The organism is Streptomyces sp. NPDC048442 (genome assembly GCF_040651475.1).
GTDB lineage: Bacteria > Actinomycetota > Actinomycetes > Streptomycetales > Streptomycetaceae > Streptomyces.
The window spans coordinates 23,485-39,876 of record NZ_JBEZKB010000041.1; the positions used below are offsets into that span (position 1 = coordinate 23,485).

Below are 16,392 nucleotides of genomic sequence, written 5' to 3' on the forward strand. Positions count from 1 at the left end.
CCGCCGTGCGCCATCACCCCGCTGTTCACCGCGCCGTTCACCCCGCCGATCAGCGTCCGTCCAGCAGGGGCCCCAGCGCCGCCGCCAGGCGCTCGTACTCCTCGGGCACGTTGTAGATCTGCCCGCAGATCCGGATGCCGCCCACGCCCGGCAGGCTCCAGATCAGCACCCGGAAGCCCAGCCGGGCCGCGATCTCCTCGCGCAGGGCTGCGGCCTCCGCCGGTGTGCGGGCGAAGGCCGGCGGCAGGCGCAGCGAGCGCATCGGGAGCCGCGGGTCGGAGGCCAGCGGGGTCACGCCGGGGAGGCGTGCGAGGAGTTCGGCCCCGTGCCCGGCCAGGGCGCTGTTGTGGTCGCGTACGTGCGCGGGCCCGAGCCGCGCGAGCAGATCGAGGCCGTCGGGGGCGGCGAGCCAGCCCGTGTAGTCGACGGTCGCCCGGTACTCGACCGCGCGCGGGAAGCCGCGGTCGTCCTCCCAGGAGGGAACGGGCGCGGGCACCCGGTCCCGGTGGGCGGGCGCCGCGGTGAGAAGGGCGCTGCCCGGCGGTGCGTACGCCCACTTGTGCAGGTTCCCGAACCAGAAGTCGGGCTCCCCCGCCAGGGGTTCGGCCAGGGTGCCCGGACTGTGCGCGCCGTCGACGACGGTGACCACGCCCCGCTCCTTCAGGTCGGCGAGGAGGGCCGGGGTCGCGATGAACCGGGCGGTGGGGGAGCTGATCTGGTCGAGCAGGGCGACCCGGGTGCGCGGCGTGAGACCGGCGAGCACCGCCTTGCGCACCGCCTCCTCGTCCGGCAGCGCCGGGTCGAGGGCGACGGTGACGACGCGGGCCCGGCGGGCGGCGGCCGCGACGACCGTGCCGTAGCCGTGGTCGGTCACCAGCACCTCGTCGTCGGGGGTCAGGCGCAGTGCGTCGAGGGCGAGGTTCGCGGCCTCGGTGGCGTTGGCGACGAGCGCCGCGCCTTCGGGGTCGGCGCCCAGGCCGGTCGCGATACGGGCCCTGGCGTGTGCCACCCGGTCGGGTACGCCGACGAAGAAGGCGTCCGGATCGTCGTCGGCCTCCTGCGCCAGGCGTCGCTGGGCCTCGGCGACGGGCACCGGGACGGCCCCGAAGGAACCGTGGTTGAGATGCGTCACCCGGGTGCCGAGTCGGAACAGCTCGGCGCCGCCGGGGAATATGAGGTTGACCATGCCGCCGACCCTAGGGTCTTTACGGGCTTCGCCAACAGGGGCCCTACCACGAGGAGTTGGGCCGCCGCAAGGGTGAGGCAGAGTGCGGCGGCGGTCGCCCACAGCAGGGTGTCACCCGCATGGGCGAGCAGCTGGGTCGCGGCGACGGGGGCGGTCACGGTCGCGATGCCCCAGCTGATCCCGTACGCCGCGAGATAGCGGTCGGTCCCCTTCGGCGGGGCCAGGCCCGCGACCACGCCGAGTGCCCTGGCCATGACGAACGCGTCGCCCAGGCTCCATAGGACGGTGGCCAGTGCGAAGGACTGCAGGGTCTGCGCCACGGCGTACCAGGTGAGCCCGACGGCCATCAGGGCGTAGCCGAGAGCGAGGGCCCGGGAGGCCGACAGGGCAGCCAGGCGGCGCAGCCGCAGGGCGGGCTGGGCGGCGACGACGGTCAGCGCCGAGGTGGTGAAGAGGAGTCCGGCGTCGGCGGGTTCGAAGCCGCGGCGGTCGAGGGTCAGCGGCAGGGCCATCATGACCATCATGGCGACCAGGGCGAAGACCGTGCCCTGGAGGAACATGGCCCACAGGGTGCGGTCCCGCCAGGGGTGGGCGGGGTCGGTGTGCCCGGGGCGACGGTCGGCCGTCGGGCGGGAAGGGCCGGCCGCCGGGTGGGAGGGATCGGCCGTCGGGCGGGGCCGGTCGGCCGGTAGTACGAGGCGCATGACCACCGCGCAGGCCAGACAGGTGAGCGCGTCGACGACGAACAGCCAGCGCAGGTCCCAGCGGCCCACGCTCGCCGCGATCAGCCCGGCGCCCGTCCCGCCGACGGCGAGCGCGGCGTTCAGCAGGCCGTAGGCGCGCACCCGCTCGGCGGGGCCGACGGCATCGGCGATCATGGCCTGGCTCGGCGGTTCGTACAGCTCGAAGAGCAGGCCGAGCAGGACCGCGAACACCGCGACCGCGCCCAGGGATTCGGCGCCGGCGATGCCCAGCTGGGCGAGGCCGCAACCGGTCAGGCCGAGCACGATCGTACGGCGGCGTCCGATCCGGGCCGCCAGCCGGCCGCCGGCCAGCCGGGACGGGATCGTCGCGAGGCCGAAGGCGGCCGAGAGTACTCCGGCGGTGGTGGCGCTCGCGCCGTACTCGGTGCTGATCAGGACGGTCAGGAAGGGCAGTGAGAAGGCGCCGAGACGGTTGATCGCCCGTGCCACCACCAAGAGCCATACGATCCGCGGCATGCCGCCCCCTCGTGTGTTTGCTGTTCCGCTGTTCCGTGCACGGCGCGCGACTGGGTACGCGTGACTGCCGAATGGAGTAACGTCAGTTACGGAAGCTAGTACCGAAGGGGTGACTGGTCAAGTGATGTTCGACAGTCACGTGGCGATCCGGCTGGAGCATGCCGTATCGCTCGTGAACGCACTCACCGACGGTGCGGCGCGCGGTCGCGACTACACCGCGCCCCGCGGCGCCGAACTGCCTGCGGCGGTCGACGCCGCGATGCCGCACACGGGGTCGGCGGGGTTGCCGCGGACCATCGACGCGGCCCAGGCGGAGCGTCTGGCGGGAACTGCCCGGCGTATGCGGGAGGTCTTCCGGGCGGTCCAGGAAGGGGAGTTGGACACCGCGGCCGAAGCCGTCAACCAGCTCCTGCGCGACACCGCCGCCCGCCCCCGCCTGGACCGGGCCGAGGGCGTGGACGGAGGCGGGGTGTGGCACCTGCACTTCCACGGTGCCAACGACTCGTTCGCGTCCGGTGTCGGGGCGAGCTGTGCCACGGCCCTGGCGCTTGTGGTCGGCGGCGGCCTCGCCGGCCGGCTCGGCGTCTGCCAGGCCGACCGCTGCGACCGGGTGTACGCGGACACCTCGCGCAACGCCGCCCGCCAGTTCTGCTCCACCGCCTGCCAGAACCGTACGAAGGCCGCCGCCTTCCGCGCCCGTAAGAACGCTGACGGATGAAGGTCAGCCGTGCTGGCCGGGCCGGTAGTCGCCCGCCGGCCGCTGGGTGATGACATTCAGCCGGTTGAGGGCGTTGATGAGGGCGATGAGCATGACCAGGGCGGCGAGCTGGTCCTCGTCGTAGTGCTTGGCCGCGTTCGCCCACACCTCGTCGCTGACGCCACCGGCCGCGTCCGCGATCCTGGTGCCCTCCTCCGCCAGCTCCAGGGCGGCCCGCTCGGCGTCGGTGTAGACCGTGGCCTCCCGCCAGGCCGCGACCAGGTGGAGGCGGATCGGGGTCTCCCCGGCCTCGGTGGCGTCCTTGGTGTGCATGTCGATGCAGTAGCCGCAGCCGTTGATCTGGCTGACCCGGAGCAGTACCAGCTCCCGGGTCGTGGCCGGCAGCGCCGAGTCCGCTATCGGCCTGCCGGCCGAGACGAGGTGCTTCAGGGACTTGAGGCCGAGCTCGTGGGAGAGGATGTCGAGACGGGCTTGTGCAGTGTGCTGCATGGTGGTCAATCTCCTTCGTTTACCGGCCAGTTGGCCGCGGGACGGAACGGTCGTCCGTCCCGCGGTGTTCGTTCCGGCACTACGACGACGCAGCCCCGCGAAATGTGAGCCGGGCACCTCACCTCACATTCCGGGGGCCTGCTCCGTCGTACTGAGTGAGGACGACAGTCGGATACGGCCGAAGGAGCAGCGAGACCATGCGGAACCAGGAAATCCAGTACGTGGCGGGGGACGGCACGCCCGACCAGGGCCTGGACGCGGTCATGAGCGAGCGCCGTCAGCTGATCAATCTCGCGTACCGGCTGCTCGGCTCCCTGGCCGATGCCGAGGACGTCGTCCAGGAGACGTACGCCCGCTGGTACGCCATGTCCCGCCGGCAGCAGGAGGCCGTCGAGTCCCCGGGCGGCTGGCTGACCACGGTGGCCGGCCGCATCTGCCTCGACCTCCTCGGCTCGGCGCGGGCCCGGCGCGAGCGCTACGTGGGCGAGTGGATTCCGGAGCCTCTGCCCGACCGTAGTGAGTGGCTCGGCGGGCGGTCCGGCAGCGGGCCGGCCGACCCGGCCGACCGGGTCACCCTCGACGAGTCGGTCAGCATGGCGTTCCTCGTGGTGCTCGAAGCGATGACTCCGGCCGAGCGTGTCGCGTTCGTGCTGCACGACGTGTTCCGCTACCCCTTCGCCGAAGTGGCCGGCATCGTCGGCCGGACCCCGGCGGCCTGCCGCCAGCTGGCCTCATCGGCGCGCCGCCGCATCCGCGACGCGCACCCGCCGGTGAAGACCCCGGCGGCCGGGCGGGCCGACATCGTCAAGGACTTCAAGCAGGCCTGGGAGGCCAAGGACATCGACGCCCTGATCGGCCTCCTCGACCCCGACGCCACGGGACTCGCGGACGGCGGAGGCCTGGTCAGCGCCGCGCCCCCGCTCTTCGGCGCCGAGCAGATTGCGCGCTACCTGGCCGCGCTCATGGGCATGGCGCCCGGCCTGACGCTGCTGGAGCGCACGGTCAACGGCCGTCCCGGCCTGGTGGTTCAGCACGAGGGCGCCGTCACGGGGGTGGTGGCGTTCGAGATCGTGGGAGACCGGATCAAGCACTGCTGGGCCGTACGGAACCCCGAGAAGCTCCGCCCCTGGACGACGGGCTGAGCCGCCCCGTGGGTCTCCCGGCGAGGCGCTCCCGGTTCTCTTGATGATGCCGTCACGACCGTGATACTACAGGTGTAGTGCCCCTGTTGAGGTGCTGAGGTGCTGAGGTGCTTGGACCGATCCGGGAGGACGACGACATGGCGGGAACAGTGGCAGTGGTAGGGGCGGGAGTCGGGGGGCTCGCGACGGCGATCGGCCTGCGCCGTGCCGGGTGGGCGGTGTCGGTACTGGAGCGCCGTGACGCCCTGGAGCGGTACGGCACCGCCTTCGGCATCCACCCCACCGCGCAGTCGGCACTCGAACGGCTCGGCGTGGGCGAGGTGTTGCGCACTCGCGCGGTCCCCTACCGGGGCGCCCGGATCCGTACGCCGGAGGGGCGAGTGATGGCGAGCCTCCCCCTGGAACGCATCGAGCGGAAGGCCGGCCGCCCCGAACTCCTCGTCTCCCGCCCCTACTTGATCGACGCGCTCGTCGCCGAACTGGAGACCTTCGGCGACGTGCCCCTCAAACTCGGCGAGAACGTCGGCGACGTCGCCGCACTGTCCGCCGAGAACGACCTGGTGGTCGGCGCCGACGGAATCCGCAGCGCCGTACGCACCGCGGCGTTCGGCCCGCGCAGCTCCCCGCGGAACATCGGCACGGTGGCCTGGATCGGCATCGCCGACTTCGAGAGCGGCGTCTACGGCGAAACCTGGGGCAAGGGCCGCTTCTTCGGCATGACCCCTGTGGAGCCGGGCCGCACCAACTGGTACGCCACCGTGCCGGGAGCCACCACCGCGGACGAGCTGCGCACGTACTTCGAAGGCTGGCACGACCCGATCCCGCGCATCCTCGCCGAGACCGACCCGGCAACCTGGACCCGCTACGAGATGCGCCACCTGTACCCGGCGCTCCCGTCCTTCGTCACCCTCGCCGACTCCTCCGGCGCTGCCCACATCGCCCTGGTGGGCGACGCGGCCCACGCCATGACCCCCAACCTGGGCCAGGGCGCCTGCACGGCGATCCTCGACGCGGACTCCCTGACCAGGGCCGTCACCGCCCACGGCCCGACCGGCCTGAGCACCGCCCTGCGCACGTACGACTCCGAACGCCGCCGCAGCGCCCAGCGCGTAGCCTTCGGCTCCCGCAACCTGCACCGCTTCATGTCCACCGAACACACCCGCCTGCGCAACGCCCTGGTCAGGCGTCTGCCGTCCTGACGGATCCGGGCTGGTTCAAGGTCGCGCGAGCAGCTAGCCGTGCCAGGTGCCCCGTAGCGCCGCGGCGCTGAAGCCGGGGCCGAAGGCCGCCAGCACTCCCCTCGTGCCGTCCGCCGGGGGCTCGGTGTGGGTGCGGCGCAGGACGTCCAGGACCGCGACCCCGCCCAGGTTGCCGTTCTCGGCGAGGGAGCTGTGGGAGTGCCGGGTGTCCTGGGGGCCGAGGCCGAGGCCGTCGGTGACGTCGGTGATGATGCGGGGGCTGCCGGGGTGGACGACGGCCCAGTCGGGCACGTCCCGGGGGCCGAGCCAGGTCAGCAGGTGGGGGAGTACGTCCTTGGCGGCGCGCAACGCGGCCTTCGTGGAGTCGAAGTGCAGGCCGGTGCCGTCGAGGCGGCCGTAGTAGCGGTCGGTGCTCTCGGGGAGGGTGTACTCCCAGGTGCCGCCGATCCGCAGGCCGGGCCCGAGGGGGCTGCCGGTGACGAGGACCGCACCGGCGCTGTCGCCGAACAGGGCCCGGTAGATGATCGCTTCGATACCGGTGTCGTGGGGGTTGGTGCAGACGCTGGATATCGCCTCGGTGACGACGACGAGGACGGTGCTCCCCGGGCGGGCGGCCACCATGTCGGCGGCCCGGACGAGGGCTTGGGCGCCGCCGGCGCAGGCCAGGGTGGTCATGGCGAGGTGCCGGGCGTCGGGGCGCAGACCGAGGGCGTTGATGAGGTGGACGTCCATGTTGGGGACGCCCCAACTCGTGGTGTGGCTGGTGATGACGGCGTCCACGTCCGCAGGCGTCAGGGCGTGGGATTCCAGGACCTGGCGGGCGGCCCGCTCCGCCATGGCCAGCGCGTCGCCGAAGGCGGTGGTCGTCCGCTCCTGGACGGAGGCCTCGTGGCTGAGGCTGTGGTGGTCCAGGGGCCGGGTCAGGTAGCGGGTGGAGACCCCGCAGTTGGCCACCACCCTCAGGAACGCCCCGAGCCGGGGGTGATCGGCGTGCCGGTGGCGGAGGTCCTCCAGGAGCTGGTCGGTGGTGACCCGGTGGCCGGCCAGTACCACGGCGGGACGGCTGACGTAGGCGCCGGTCATGACTTCTCCCACTGGTGAAGGATCGGGTGGTCGTGCTGGAGTTGCCACAACCTACGCGACAGTCACTTGGTTTTCCCCTGGGCGGCGGAGGATCCGCCGGAGACCGCACGCCGGGCCAGGGAAGCGCCGCAGGGTCAGAGCGCGCGGAGCGTCGGGAGGCGGCCGGCCTGGTCCGCGCCGGGCCGGTAGACCAGCACGATGATGCGGGCCCCGGGTGCGGACATCGGCTGGGCGGCGCACATCGTGACCCAGCCGCGCCCCAACTCGGGGTGATTCAGGGGGCGTTCGTCACCGTCGGGGTGGATGTAGGCGACGTTCTGCTCGTACAGCGGGCCGGTGTCCGGGTCGGCGAGGACGTCGGCCTCGATGGCCCGAAGCACCTCGTCGTGGGGGCGGGCGGCGAGCGCGGTGCGGAGCTGGGGGAGTACGAAGGGCGCCCAGGCGGTGTCCCAGTCGGCGAGGGCGTCGCGGGCGCTGCGGTCCAGAAGCATCCAGCGCAGTGTGTTCGCGGGCGGCTTCCTGTGCGGGAACAGGCCGGCGAACGGGGCGTTGTGGGCGACGAGTTCCCACGAACAGTCGGTGACGTACGCCATGTGGGACATCCCGTCGACGGCGTCCTGCCACGCACCGGGGACCTCCTTGCCGGAACGGGGGTAGAGCGGCCCCGGTGGATCGGAGGCACGCGCGTAACGGCAGAGCGAGACCCACTCCTGCTCGTCGAGACGGAAGAGCTTGGCGACGTCGGCGAGGAGGTCGTGCGGGGGATTGGTGTAGGTTCCCGTCTCCAGACGGTGATAGACGCCGGCGGCCCGGTTCAGGAGCCGGTCGACCTGGGACTGCGACAGGCCGCGGGCGCGCCTGCCCTGCCGGTTGGGAGTCCGGACAAATCCGTGGGATTCGGGGTCTATTCGTTCCCGGCGCCCCTTGAGCAGTGCTTTGAGGGCCGTCTTGTGAGTCATGCGGTTTTCTCCCCGCGCGTGAGCATGTGAACTCCCGTCAGTCTACAAATTCATACGGAAATTATGCCGAGAAACTGTACGAAGAAATACCGGCGGGAGTGCGGCATCATCGTTCGTGGCAGTCCGCCCCGGCCAGCGCGTACACGGCGTGGGAGCGTTCTGTTGAGGGTCGGGATATCCCGGAATCTGCACTCCAAAATGGGGCGTATCGATTCCCGAGGAAGGAATACCTGACCACCGGTTCATCCGGTGGGGAGGGGTAGGAGCGATGCGTCGTTTTTCGCCAACGATGGCGGAAATTGCAGCACGGCGAATATTCGCGGCAGCCCTTCCCCGCCGGAACCGAAAAGAGGCCCGCGTATCGGGTCCCGTCCCCGCGTAGGGCCCCGTCCTCGCGTAGGGCCCCATCCCCGCGTATCAGGTCCCGAGGGTGCGCAGTCGGTCGGCGACGTCGAAGACGTTCACCCGCAGCGCCTGGATGTCCTGGATGAGATCGCGCCACGGTTCGTACGCCGTGCTCAGGTCCTCGCCCGAGGCGCGGAGATAGGCGACGGCCACGCCGTACCCGAAGTACTCGTTGCGGGCCGGCAGCGGTCTCAGCAGCACGATCTGCTCCAGCAGTGCGGCGGCCCGCCAGTAAGCGTCCGGTGAACCCACCGTCAGCTGTGGGGTGTTGACCCGGTGCCGGGCGACCGCGGCGACGAGGGCCGAGTAGTCGAGGACGGCCAGTTCCTTGCCGAGGAGATCTTCCTGCCGGTCGAGGAGCCAGCGGACGTCGATGTGCAGTTCCAAGGTCAGGCCGCCCGGTGCGGGCGGTGCACGGTTGCGGGGAGGCCGCCGAAGTCGCGGTCGAAGGCTTCGGCAATGCCGGGCCGGGAGACGGCTTCGCGGAAGGCGGCGGTGGCGCGGCCCAGCGCGAGCTGGTTCTCCTCCTGCACGGCAAGCTCGGCGAGATAGGCGCGCACGCTCTGCCCGCGGGCGGCGGCGATCGTGGCGAACCGGTCACGCGTCTCGGTGTCGATCTTCACGGTGGTGTCGGCCATACCCCGAGTATGCACCCGTGACTACCCGTACGAATACAGGAGCCGGTCGACGGGCCTGCGCCGGGGTTTGCGAGGCCCTAGGGTCGGTCCCATGATCGTATGGCTCAACGGCACCCACGGTGCAGGCAAGACGACGACCAGTGCGCTCGTGCAGCAACTCCTCCCGGACTCAAGGGTGTTCGACGCGGAGAAGGTCGGCGAGACACTCATGGACATCACGCCCCGGCTGCCCTGGACGGGCAACTTCCAGCACTGGCCGCCGTGGCGCCCGCTCGTCGTCGAGACCGCCCGCCGTGTGCTCGACTACACCGGCGGCACCCTCGTGATGCCCATGACGGTCCTGGTCGAGCAGTACTGGCGCGAGATCAGCACGGGCCTGGCCCAGCACTCCGTCCCCGTACGGCACTTCGTCCTGCACGCCGACCGGGAGGCCCTCCGTGGGCGCATCGAGGGGGACACCACCCTCGGCATCTCGCAGTTCCGCCTCGACCACCTCGACCCGTACGCGGAGGCGGCCCGCACCTGGCTGCACGAGGAGGCCGAGGTCGTCGACACCACGCACCGCACACCCGCCGAGGTGGCGCGGCAGATCGCGGAAGCGGTCAAGAGCTGAGATCCGCGGGGGCGCCGGCCGCAGCGAGCAGGGGCAGCAGCTGTGGCCGTTTGGCGGTGCGGCCGTCGCCCGAGGACTGCCCGCGCAGCCGGCGGCCGAGCCAGGGGCCGAGGAACTCGCCAGCCCAGCGCAGTTCGGCGGCCGTGGCCCGCAGCCCCGCGGGGACCCGCTGCGGCGGCAGGGGGAGCGTCCAGGCGTCGTCGCTGCCGGGCAGGTGGAGGGCCTGAGCGATGGCTGCGGCGATCCGCTCGTGGCCCAGCGAGCTGGCGTGGAGCCGGTCCACGCTCCACATCCGCGGGTCGGCGGTGACCGCCTGCCGGCCGGTTTCGGCCACCGTGACCCCGTGCCGGGCGGCGGCGACGCGGATGCGGGCATTGAGCTCGAACACACGTGACCTGACAGGCCGGGCGAGCGGCACGATCTTCCCCACGTCGGGAAAGGTCACGGTCACCACATGGGCCCCGGCGGCCGTGAGCGCGGCGAACATCGCCTCCACCTGCCCGGCCACCTCCGCGGCGTCGAACCGGGGCCGGAGCAGGTCGTTGACCCCGGCGACCACGGTCGCCAGGTCGGGACGCATGGCCAGGGCCGGTTCCAGCTGGCCGGTGCGCACCTGGCCGGCGACCAGTCCACGGACGGCCAGATTGGCGTACTGCAGACCGGGGTTGACGGCCGTGAGCTGCTCGGCGAGGCGGTCGGCGAAGCCGCGCAGGCCGACGGTGTCGTCCCCGTCGCCGAGCCCCTCGGTCTGGCTGTCGCCCAGGGCGACGTAACGCGAGTACTGACCGCTGTGCGGGTGTTCACCGTTCGGCACGGGTCGACTGCCTTTCCTTGAGTACGGCTGCGATCCGCAGGCACCAGTCCCGGTGCTCCTGTTCGAAGGCCAGACCGCGCAGGCAGGTCAGATACGGCCCGATCCGCTCGCCGCTGCGCAGGAACTCGTCCTCGTCCGCGTCGCCGCGCAACTGCCGCAGCAGCTTGCCGAGAAGCTCGATCTTGCCCTCGGCGGCGGACGCCCGCTCCTGGAGCTGCTCGATCACCGGGGCGGTGCCGATGCGGTCGGCGACCTGGACCTTGACGAGCAGATCGTCGCGGATGAACGAGGGCTTCGACACGGCCGCGGCGAACCTCTCCAGCTCGGCCCGGCCCGCGTCGGTGACCTGGAACAGCCGCTTGTTCGGCCGCGTCTCCTGAATCACCTGCCGGCCCGCGACCAGCCCTTCCTTCTCCAGCCTGGTCAGCTCGGCGTACAGCTGCTGGGGCAGCGCGTGCCAGAAGTTGGCGACGCCGACGTCGAACGCCTTCGCCAGCTGGTAACCGCTGTACTCGCCGTCCAGCAGCGCCGCCAGTACGGCATGTCGCAAGGCCATCGAAGCGCAGCCCCTTCCCTTTTCCTCGTCCGGCACGGCATCATACTCAAGAAACTGACTAGTCACATTCTTGAGTACACATGAATGTGAATGAGTGCGAATGAGCACGAATGAGTACGAGGAGGAGTCATGGAGGCTGCTGAGCGCTTCCGCGCCGCAGTGGAGAAGGGCGAACTCGCCGCCCTGGAGGCCCTGTTCACCGAGGATGTCCGCTTCTACAGCCCGGTGAAGTTCACCCCCTTCGAGGGCAGGCCCATGGTCCTGGGACTCTTCGGCGTCCTGCTGCGCACCTTCGAGGACTTCCGCTACACCGGGCACTTCGAGGGCGCTTCCGAGACCAGCGCCGACGGCGAGGAGGCCCCGTCGGAGATCCTGCTCTTCCGGGCCACCGTGGACGGCAAGGAGATCCACGGCATCGACCTGCTCCACTTCGACGAGTCGGGCCGGATCAAGGAGTTCACCGTGATGGTCCGCCCCCAGTCCGCCGTGCAGGCCCTGGGCCAGGCGGTACTCACCGGCCTGCAGGCCGACGGTCTCGTACCCGGCCAGTAGGCCGGCGCCGTGAGTGATCAAGCGGTGAGTGATCCAGCGGTGGGTGATCAAGCGGTGAGCGATCCAGCGGTGGGGCAGGCGGGGCAGGCGGCCGGCGGACTGGTCATCTTCCTGAACGGGACGTCCAGTTCGGGCAAGTCGAGCATCGCGAGGGAACTCACCGCGGTCCTCGACGGGCCGTCGTTCCACATGCCCGTGGACGCGTTCCACGCCATGCGGTCGGGGCCCGAGATGACACCGGACCAGTTGGGCGTCGTGCTCAAGCGCACCTGGCTGGGGTTCCACCGTGCGGTCGCGGGCATGGCCGCGGCAGGCAACACCGTGATCGTGGACCACGTCCTGAGCGAGCCGTGGCGGCTTCGCGACTGCTTGGCCCTGTTCTCCCCCCAGGACGTCGTCCTCGTCGGAGTGCGGTGCCCGCTGCCGGAGCTGGAACGCCGTGAGCGGGCACGCGGTGACCGGCCGGCCGGTCTTGCCGCCCGCCAGTTCGACCGCGTCCACGCCCATGGCGTCTACGACATCGAGTGCGACAGCGGCAGTTCGAGCCCGGCCGAGTGCGCCCGGCAGATCAAGGACTTCCTCCGCCGGCGGCCGGCCCCCACCGCGTTCGAACGCATGGCGGGGAGCATCCCTGCCTGAGTCGGCCCGTCCGGCCCGTCCGGCCCGTCCGGCCCGTCCGGCCCGTCCGGCCCGTCCGGCCCGTCCGGCGCTTGCCGGGCGGGCCGGGGTGCCGGGCGGGCCGGCGAGGTGCTGTCCCGCCGGTGCGGCTACTCCTCCGGCTACTTCTTCGGCTACTTCTTCGGGTTCGGCTTCGCCTCGTTGGTCATCCGTACGACGAGGGCCTCGGCCGCGTTCGAGCCGGTCACGGCGTGCGGTCCGGAGACCGGGTTGGCCGGCAGCAGGTAGCCCTCGGGGGCGACGGTTTCCCGCACGTAGTACGAGCCGAGCTGCAGCCGGTCGAAGTCGCAGCGGCCCTGGCTGTCGGTGGCGCAGCCCGTGCCGACCTGCCGGTCGCGGTCCGGGCCGGAGGTCTGGAGGCCCGTCTTGCGGCCGTTCTCCCGCCACAGTTCGACGACGGCGCGGGCCAGACCGTGCCCGGTGCGTGCGTCGACCTTGCGCACCCGGAGCCGTCCGGTGACTTCGGGGGTCTGCGTCTTCTTGTCGCGTACGACCGTGGTGACGCCCGGGTGCGGGAGTGCGGTGGTGAGGTGGAGCGGCCCGAAGACGTTGGGGTCGGGCAGGTCGTAGCCCGCCGGGGCCTTGGTCTCCTGCCAGTAGTAGGAGTGGCCCACCTCGGCAGTCGTACCGCACACGCCCTGCGCGCCGGTGGTGCACGGTGTGCCTTCGCGCCGGTCGGGGCGCGTGCCGGAGGTCTGGAGGCCGGAGACGCCGTTGGTCTCGCGCCAGAGCTGGAAGACGGCGCCGGCCAGCGGTGCGCCGGTCGAGGCGTCCTTCTTGACGACCTTGAGCGCGCCCTCCTGGACGGGCGTGCCGCAGTGGGGCAGGTCACCGTTGAAGGGGTACGAGTGGAACTCCTGCCCACCGCCGCCGGACGCCGGGCTCTCGTGGGTGAGCGAACCGGTGGTGAAGAAGCGTCCGTTGACGCCAGGCAGGGTCACGTGCGTCTCCGAGGCCTGGTTGCCGATGAGCACGCTGCCCTGGAACTGGCCGGTGCCCTTGAGATCCACGGCCGTGGCGTCGGGGAAGTTCCACAGCAGCCTGTCGCGGAGACCGTTCAGCGGGTCGGTGCGGTCGTCGATGCCGCCGCTGTACGTGTTGATGGTGCGGTTCGCGCCGAGGATGTTGACCAGGACGGTCGCCCCGGCCGGGATCCCGCGGAAGACGATGCCCTGCTGGCCGCCGTTGGCCGAGGTCAGGTCGAAGTCGACGTTGAAGACCTGGAGGGCGGAGGTGCCGTCGCCGGTGAAGACGGTCTGGCCGCCCTCGTTGACCGCCGTGCCGGTGGCCGGGCGCGAACCGGTGTCCCCGTCGGCGTAGCACTGGCTCGCGTCGGACAGTTCCTGGCGCAGCCCGACGTACGGAACGGCTGCGGCGGGGTCGCGGGTCTTGGTGCCGTCGACCGTGCCGGTGAGCGGACCTGCGTGCCGGACCACACCGCCCTCCGCGACGAGACGCTGACCGGCGGCGATGGTCACGGAGCCGCCGGTGGTGAGGTAGTCCGAGCCTTCGGGCGGCGGGACGCGGGAGCCGACGCCCGCGACGCCCACGTTGTAGATCCGACTGCCGTCGGCCGACTTGTTCATGTCGAACGAGCCGAGCACGACGACCCGCCCCTCCGCCTCGGCGGCCTTGCCGCGCACCCGGAAGTCGCCGCCCGCGAAGACGTTGATGCCGTTGTCGTAGCCCGCGATGTCGTCGTTGTTGATGGGCGGGTACGGGTCCGGGCAGCGGCCCGGCACACAGGGACCGAGCCCGCCCGGCAACGGATCCGCCCGCACCCCCTGGGACGCGGCGGCCGCCGGGCCGACCATGCCCAGCGGCAGGAGCACGGCACCGGCAGCGAGCCAGGTCACCCCCGCCACCCTGAGCCCCGTACTGCCGAATCTGCCAAGGACCGTGTGCACCGTGGTCACCATTCTTCCGTCGATACTCAGACAAACTTCGCTGCCCGTAATGTCCTGACGTTTCGTCAGCCGGGCGAGCGGTAGCGTCCGTCCGGGTAGATAAACCATCCGAACGCCCCCTTTGCGCGCGGCGCGGGGAACCGGTATGCGCCCGTGGGGGGGCGAGACGGGACGCCCGCGCCGGCGGACGCCCGCGCCGGCGGGTGGCCGTGCCGGTGGGTGTGTCGGGAAGGGGAAACCACTCCGGCGCCTCACCGTCCCGAAGCGCCCGATATCATATGTTTCCCGGGTGATTGGAACTTATCCGGCGCTCCTGGAGCGACCCGACTCCCCTCCGCCGCCGAGCACTTCCCCCGCCCCGTCCGTGCCCGCCGCTCCCCGTCGTCTCCGGCTTGCCGAGGGGGGTGCCGTCGTACTCGGCACCGTGGCCACCGCCGTGCAGGCCTCGCGGCTCGGGCACTGGCTCATTGACGATGCCGCCATCACCTTCGCGTACGCGCGCAGCATCGACGAGGGCTACGGTCCGGTCCAGCAGCACGGTGCCGGACCGGTCGAGGGATACTCCAACCCCTCCTGGCTGCTGCTCCTCGTCCTCGGCCGCCGCCTCGGTCTCTTCGACAGCGGTACGACCCTGGCGGGCGTCGCCGACCTGGTCTGGTACCCCAAGCTCCTCGCGCTGCTCTGCGTGGCCGGGATCCTGGTCGCGGTGGCCGCGACCGCACGCGCCGCCTTCCCGGCCAGGCCCCTCGCCGTACCCGCCGTGACGCTCCTCGCGGGAGCCGCGGCCGCGGGCAACTTCTCGTTCGTGATCTGGCTGTTCTCCGGGCTGGAGAACCCCCTCTACGCGCTGGCCGTGTCCGTGCTCACCGCCGTACTGGCCCGCGCTGCCGCCCGGGGCACCCTGCTCGCCGGACGCACCGCGGCCGCCGCCGGGCTGCTTGCCCTGCTGGCGGCGCTGACCCGCCCGGACGGGGCGGCCTACGTGCTGGCGTACCCGGTGGTACTGCTGCTGTGCACCTGGCGTACGGAGCCGGGCCGGTCCGCCCGATCCGCCGCCGCGTCGCTCGCCGCGTTCGCCGTGCCGTACGGCTCCTTCCTGCTCTGGCGGCACGAGACCTTCGGGCGCTGGGTGCCGAACACGGCAGTCGCGAAGTCGCAGGGCGCACCCGCGCTCGCCGAACTCGCGCGCACCGGCCAGCTGCTGACGTACGCCGGCTGGCTGCTGGTACTGGTCCTGGCCGGGTGCACCGGCCTGGCCCTGAGCCGTCCGGGCCCGGCCCGCCGGGCTGTGGCGGCCGTCCTCGTCCCCCTCGCACTCGCACTCGGTGTGTACGGGGCGCTCACCCCCGACTGGATGTCGATGTACCGCTTCGCCACCCCCGTGTGGTCGGTGGGCGCGCTGGCGGCCGGGCTGGTCCTGGTCGCGGCCTGGCCGGCGCTCCCGGCCCGCGGCCGCCCCGCACTGGTCACCACCGCGGTCGTCGCGCTCGTCCTCTCCGCCGCCGGACGGCAGGACGCGGACGCCCGCTTCGAAGCCCACCCGACCGTCCCGATGTGCTACGTGGCCCAGCGCTACGGCGAGACCTTCAACTCCTACGCGGACCAACTCGGCCTGGACGAAGCCACGTTGGCGCTGCCCGACCTCGGCGGCACCCTCCTCACGACCCGGCTGACCGCCCTGGACGTCGCCGGACTCACCGACCGACCCCTCGCCGACGCCCACGCCACCCACGACGCCGCACGGGTCCGCGACCACGTACTGCGCAAGGTGCGCCCGGAGTTCATCCACGTCCACAGCGCCTGGACCCGCAGGACCGGCCTCACAGGGGAGGCGCTGGCCGCCCACGGCTACGTACCGCTGGCGCTCAGGGGCTCGCACGGCGACTGGCTCCGGTACGACGCCGTACGCGACAAGAGCCGCATCGCAGCGGTACGCGGCTGGGCCCAGCAGCACGTGGACCGCCTCGACCGACAGGAGTACCAGTCCGGCCGGGCGGCCTGCGGGGACACACTGCTCCCGGGGCGGACGGCACCGCGCGAGGCGACCGGCGGGTGATCCGTCCCGGCGCCCCCGCTCAGCCCTCCAGGGCCGAGCTGCTGGACGCGGCCCGCGACGCCGGGTACGACACGGCGTCACTGATCGTGGATCGTGGACACGGCCAATCCGAGCGGTGCGCGGGGGTTCTACGAGCAGTCCGGGTTCGTGGTGGACCGTGCGACCGTGACGTACGCG

General features: G+C 71.9%; 17 protein-coding genes. 7 read left to right on the top strand and 10 right to left on the bottom strand.

The features are described 5' to 3' along the window. Window positions 1-49: 49 nt before the first annotated feature. A complete protein-coding gene (locus AB0D18_RS37855) occupies window positions 50-1,186 on the bottom strand; it encodes an aminotransferase class V-fold PLP-dependent enzyme (protein ID WP_362429631.1) in 1,137 nt (378 codons plus the stop codon). After that, complete coding sequence (locus tag AB0D18_RS37860; RefSeq protein ID WP_362429634.1) at window positions 1,129-2,406, bottom strand: MFS transporter; 1,278 nt, start codon at window positions 2,404-2,406, stop codon at window positions 1,129-1,131. Before AB0D18_RS37860 ends, AB0D18_RS37855 begins: the two co-directional genes overlap by 58 nt. Window positions 2,407-2,530: 124 nt before the next feature. On the opposite strand from AB0D18_RS37860, the gene AB0D18_RS37865 reads away from it, so the two are divergent. Beyond that, entirely contained in the window at window positions 2,531-3,124 is a 594-nt protein-coding gene (locus AB0D18_RS37865) for a CGNR zinc finger domain-containing protein (RefSeq protein WP_362429637.1), read from the top strand. A 3-nt stretch (window positions 3,125-3,127) separates the two neighbouring features. Here the strand turns inward: AB0D18_RS37865 and AB0D18_RS37870 are convergent, their stop codons facing one another. Beyond that, entirely contained in the window at window positions 3,128-3,613 is a 486-nt protein-coding gene (locus tag AB0D18_RS37870) for a carboxymuconolactone decarboxylase family protein (RefSeq protein WP_362429640.1), read from the bottom strand. A gap of 197 nt (window positions 3,614-3,810) precedes the next feature. Here AB0D18_RS37870 and sigJ point away from each other — a divergent pair, with 197 nt between their 5' ends. Further along, window positions 3,811-4,755 (top strand): RNA polymerase sigma factor SigJ, encoded by a 945-nt coding sequence (sigJ, locus tag AB0D18_RS37875; protein ID WP_362429643.1) that lies wholly within the window; start codon window positions 3,811-3,813, stop codon window positions 4,753-4,755. Between the two features lie 137 nt (window positions 4,756-4,892). After that, a complete protein-coding gene (locus AB0D18_RS37880) occupies window positions 4,893-5,954 on the top strand; it encodes an NAD(P)/FAD-dependent oxidoreductase (protein WP_362429727.1) in 1,062 nt (353 codons plus the stop codon). Between the two features lie 33 nt (window positions 5,955-5,987). Here AB0D18_RS37880 and AB0D18_RS37885 read toward each other — a convergent pair whose 3' ends face one another. From AB0D18_RS37885 to AB0D18_RS37900, 4 genes are all read right to left on the bottom strand, one after another. Then, window positions 5,988-7,037 carry a PhlD gene (locus tag AB0D18_RS37885; RefSeq protein ID WP_362429646.1) on the bottom strand — a complete coding sequence of 350 codons (1,050 nt, stop codon included), beginning with the start codon at window positions 7,035-7,037 and terminating at the stop codon, window positions 5,988-5,990. Between the two features lie 134 nt (window positions 7,038-7,171). Beyond that, the gene (locus AB0D18_RS37890) at window positions 7,172-7,996 is read right to left on the bottom strand and encodes a helix-turn-helix domain-containing protein (protein WP_362429649.1); all 825 of its coding nucleotides are present in this window, start codon (window positions 7,994-7,996) and stop codon (window positions 7,172-7,174) included. 417 nt (window positions 7,997-8,413) lie between these two features. Continuing rightward, window positions 8,414-8,788: a toxin Doc gene (locus tag AB0D18_RS37895; RefSeq protein WP_362429652.1), complete on the bottom strand. Its 375-nt coding sequence runs from the start codon at window positions 8,786-8,788 to the stop codon at window positions 8,414-8,416. 2 nt (window positions 8,789-8,790) lie between these two features. Further along, window positions 8,791-9,039, bottom strand: a complete 249-nt coding sequence (locus tag AB0D18_RS37900; protein ID WP_362429655.1) for an antitoxin MazE7 — start codon at window positions 9,037-9,039, stop codon at window positions 8,791-8,793. A gap of 91 nt (window positions 9,040-9,130) precedes the next feature. Here AB0D18_RS37900 and AB0D18_RS37905 point away from each other — a divergent pair, with 91 nt between their 5' ends. Then, window positions 9,131-9,652 (top strand): ATP-binding protein, encoded by a 522-nt coding sequence (locus tag AB0D18_RS37905; RefSeq protein ID WP_362429658.1) that lies wholly within the window; start codon window positions 9,131-9,133, stop codon window positions 9,650-9,652. On the opposite strand, the gene AB0D18_RS37910 is transcribed toward AB0D18_RS37905, so the two are convergent. After that, window positions 9,642-10,466, bottom strand: a complete 825-nt coding sequence (locus tag AB0D18_RS37910) for an SGNH/GDSL hydrolase family protein (protein WP_362429660.1) — start codon at window positions 10,464-10,466, stop codon at window positions 9,642-9,644. The two genes, AB0D18_RS37905 and AB0D18_RS37910, sit on opposite strands and share 11 nt — an antisense overlap. Further along, the gene (locus AB0D18_RS37915) at window positions 10,453-11,022 is read right to left on the bottom strand and encodes a PadR family transcriptional regulator (protein WP_362429663.1); all 570 of its coding nucleotides are present in this window, start codon (window positions 11,020-11,022) and stop codon (window positions 10,453-10,455) included. Before AB0D18_RS37915 ends, AB0D18_RS37910 begins: the two co-directional genes overlap by 14 nt. 129 nt (window positions 11,023-11,151) lie before the next feature. On the opposite strand from AB0D18_RS37915, the gene AB0D18_RS37920 reads away from it, so the two are divergent. Then, entirely contained in the window at window positions 11,152-11,574 is a 423-nt protein-coding gene (locus tag AB0D18_RS37920) for a nuclear transport factor 2 family protein (RefSeq protein ID WP_362429666.1), read from the top strand. Between the two features lie 54 nt (window positions 11,575-11,628). Next, window positions 11,629-12,213, top strand: coding sequence for an AAA family ATPase (locus tag AB0D18_RS37925; RefSeq protein ID WP_362429668.1), 585 nt, complete (start codon window positions 11,629-11,631; stop codon window positions 12,211-12,213). 152 nt (window positions 12,214-12,365) lie between these two features. On the opposite strand, the gene AB0D18_RS37930 is transcribed toward AB0D18_RS37925, so the two are convergent. Further along, window positions 12,366-14,171, bottom strand: a complete 1,806-nt coding sequence (locus AB0D18_RS37930) for a choice-of-anchor A family protein (protein WP_362429670.1) — start codon at window positions 14,169-14,171, stop codon at window positions 12,366-12,368. A gap of 277 nt (window positions 14,172-14,448) precedes the next feature. Between AB0D18_RS37930 and AB0D18_RS37935 the strand changes: the two genes are divergently transcribed. Then, window positions 14,449-16,215 (top strand): hypothetical protein, encoded by a 1,767-nt coding sequence (locus AB0D18_RS37935; RefSeq protein WP_362429673.1) that lies wholly within the window; start codon window positions 14,449-14,451, stop codon window positions 16,213-16,215. Window positions 16,216-16,392: the final 177 nt, after the last annotated feature.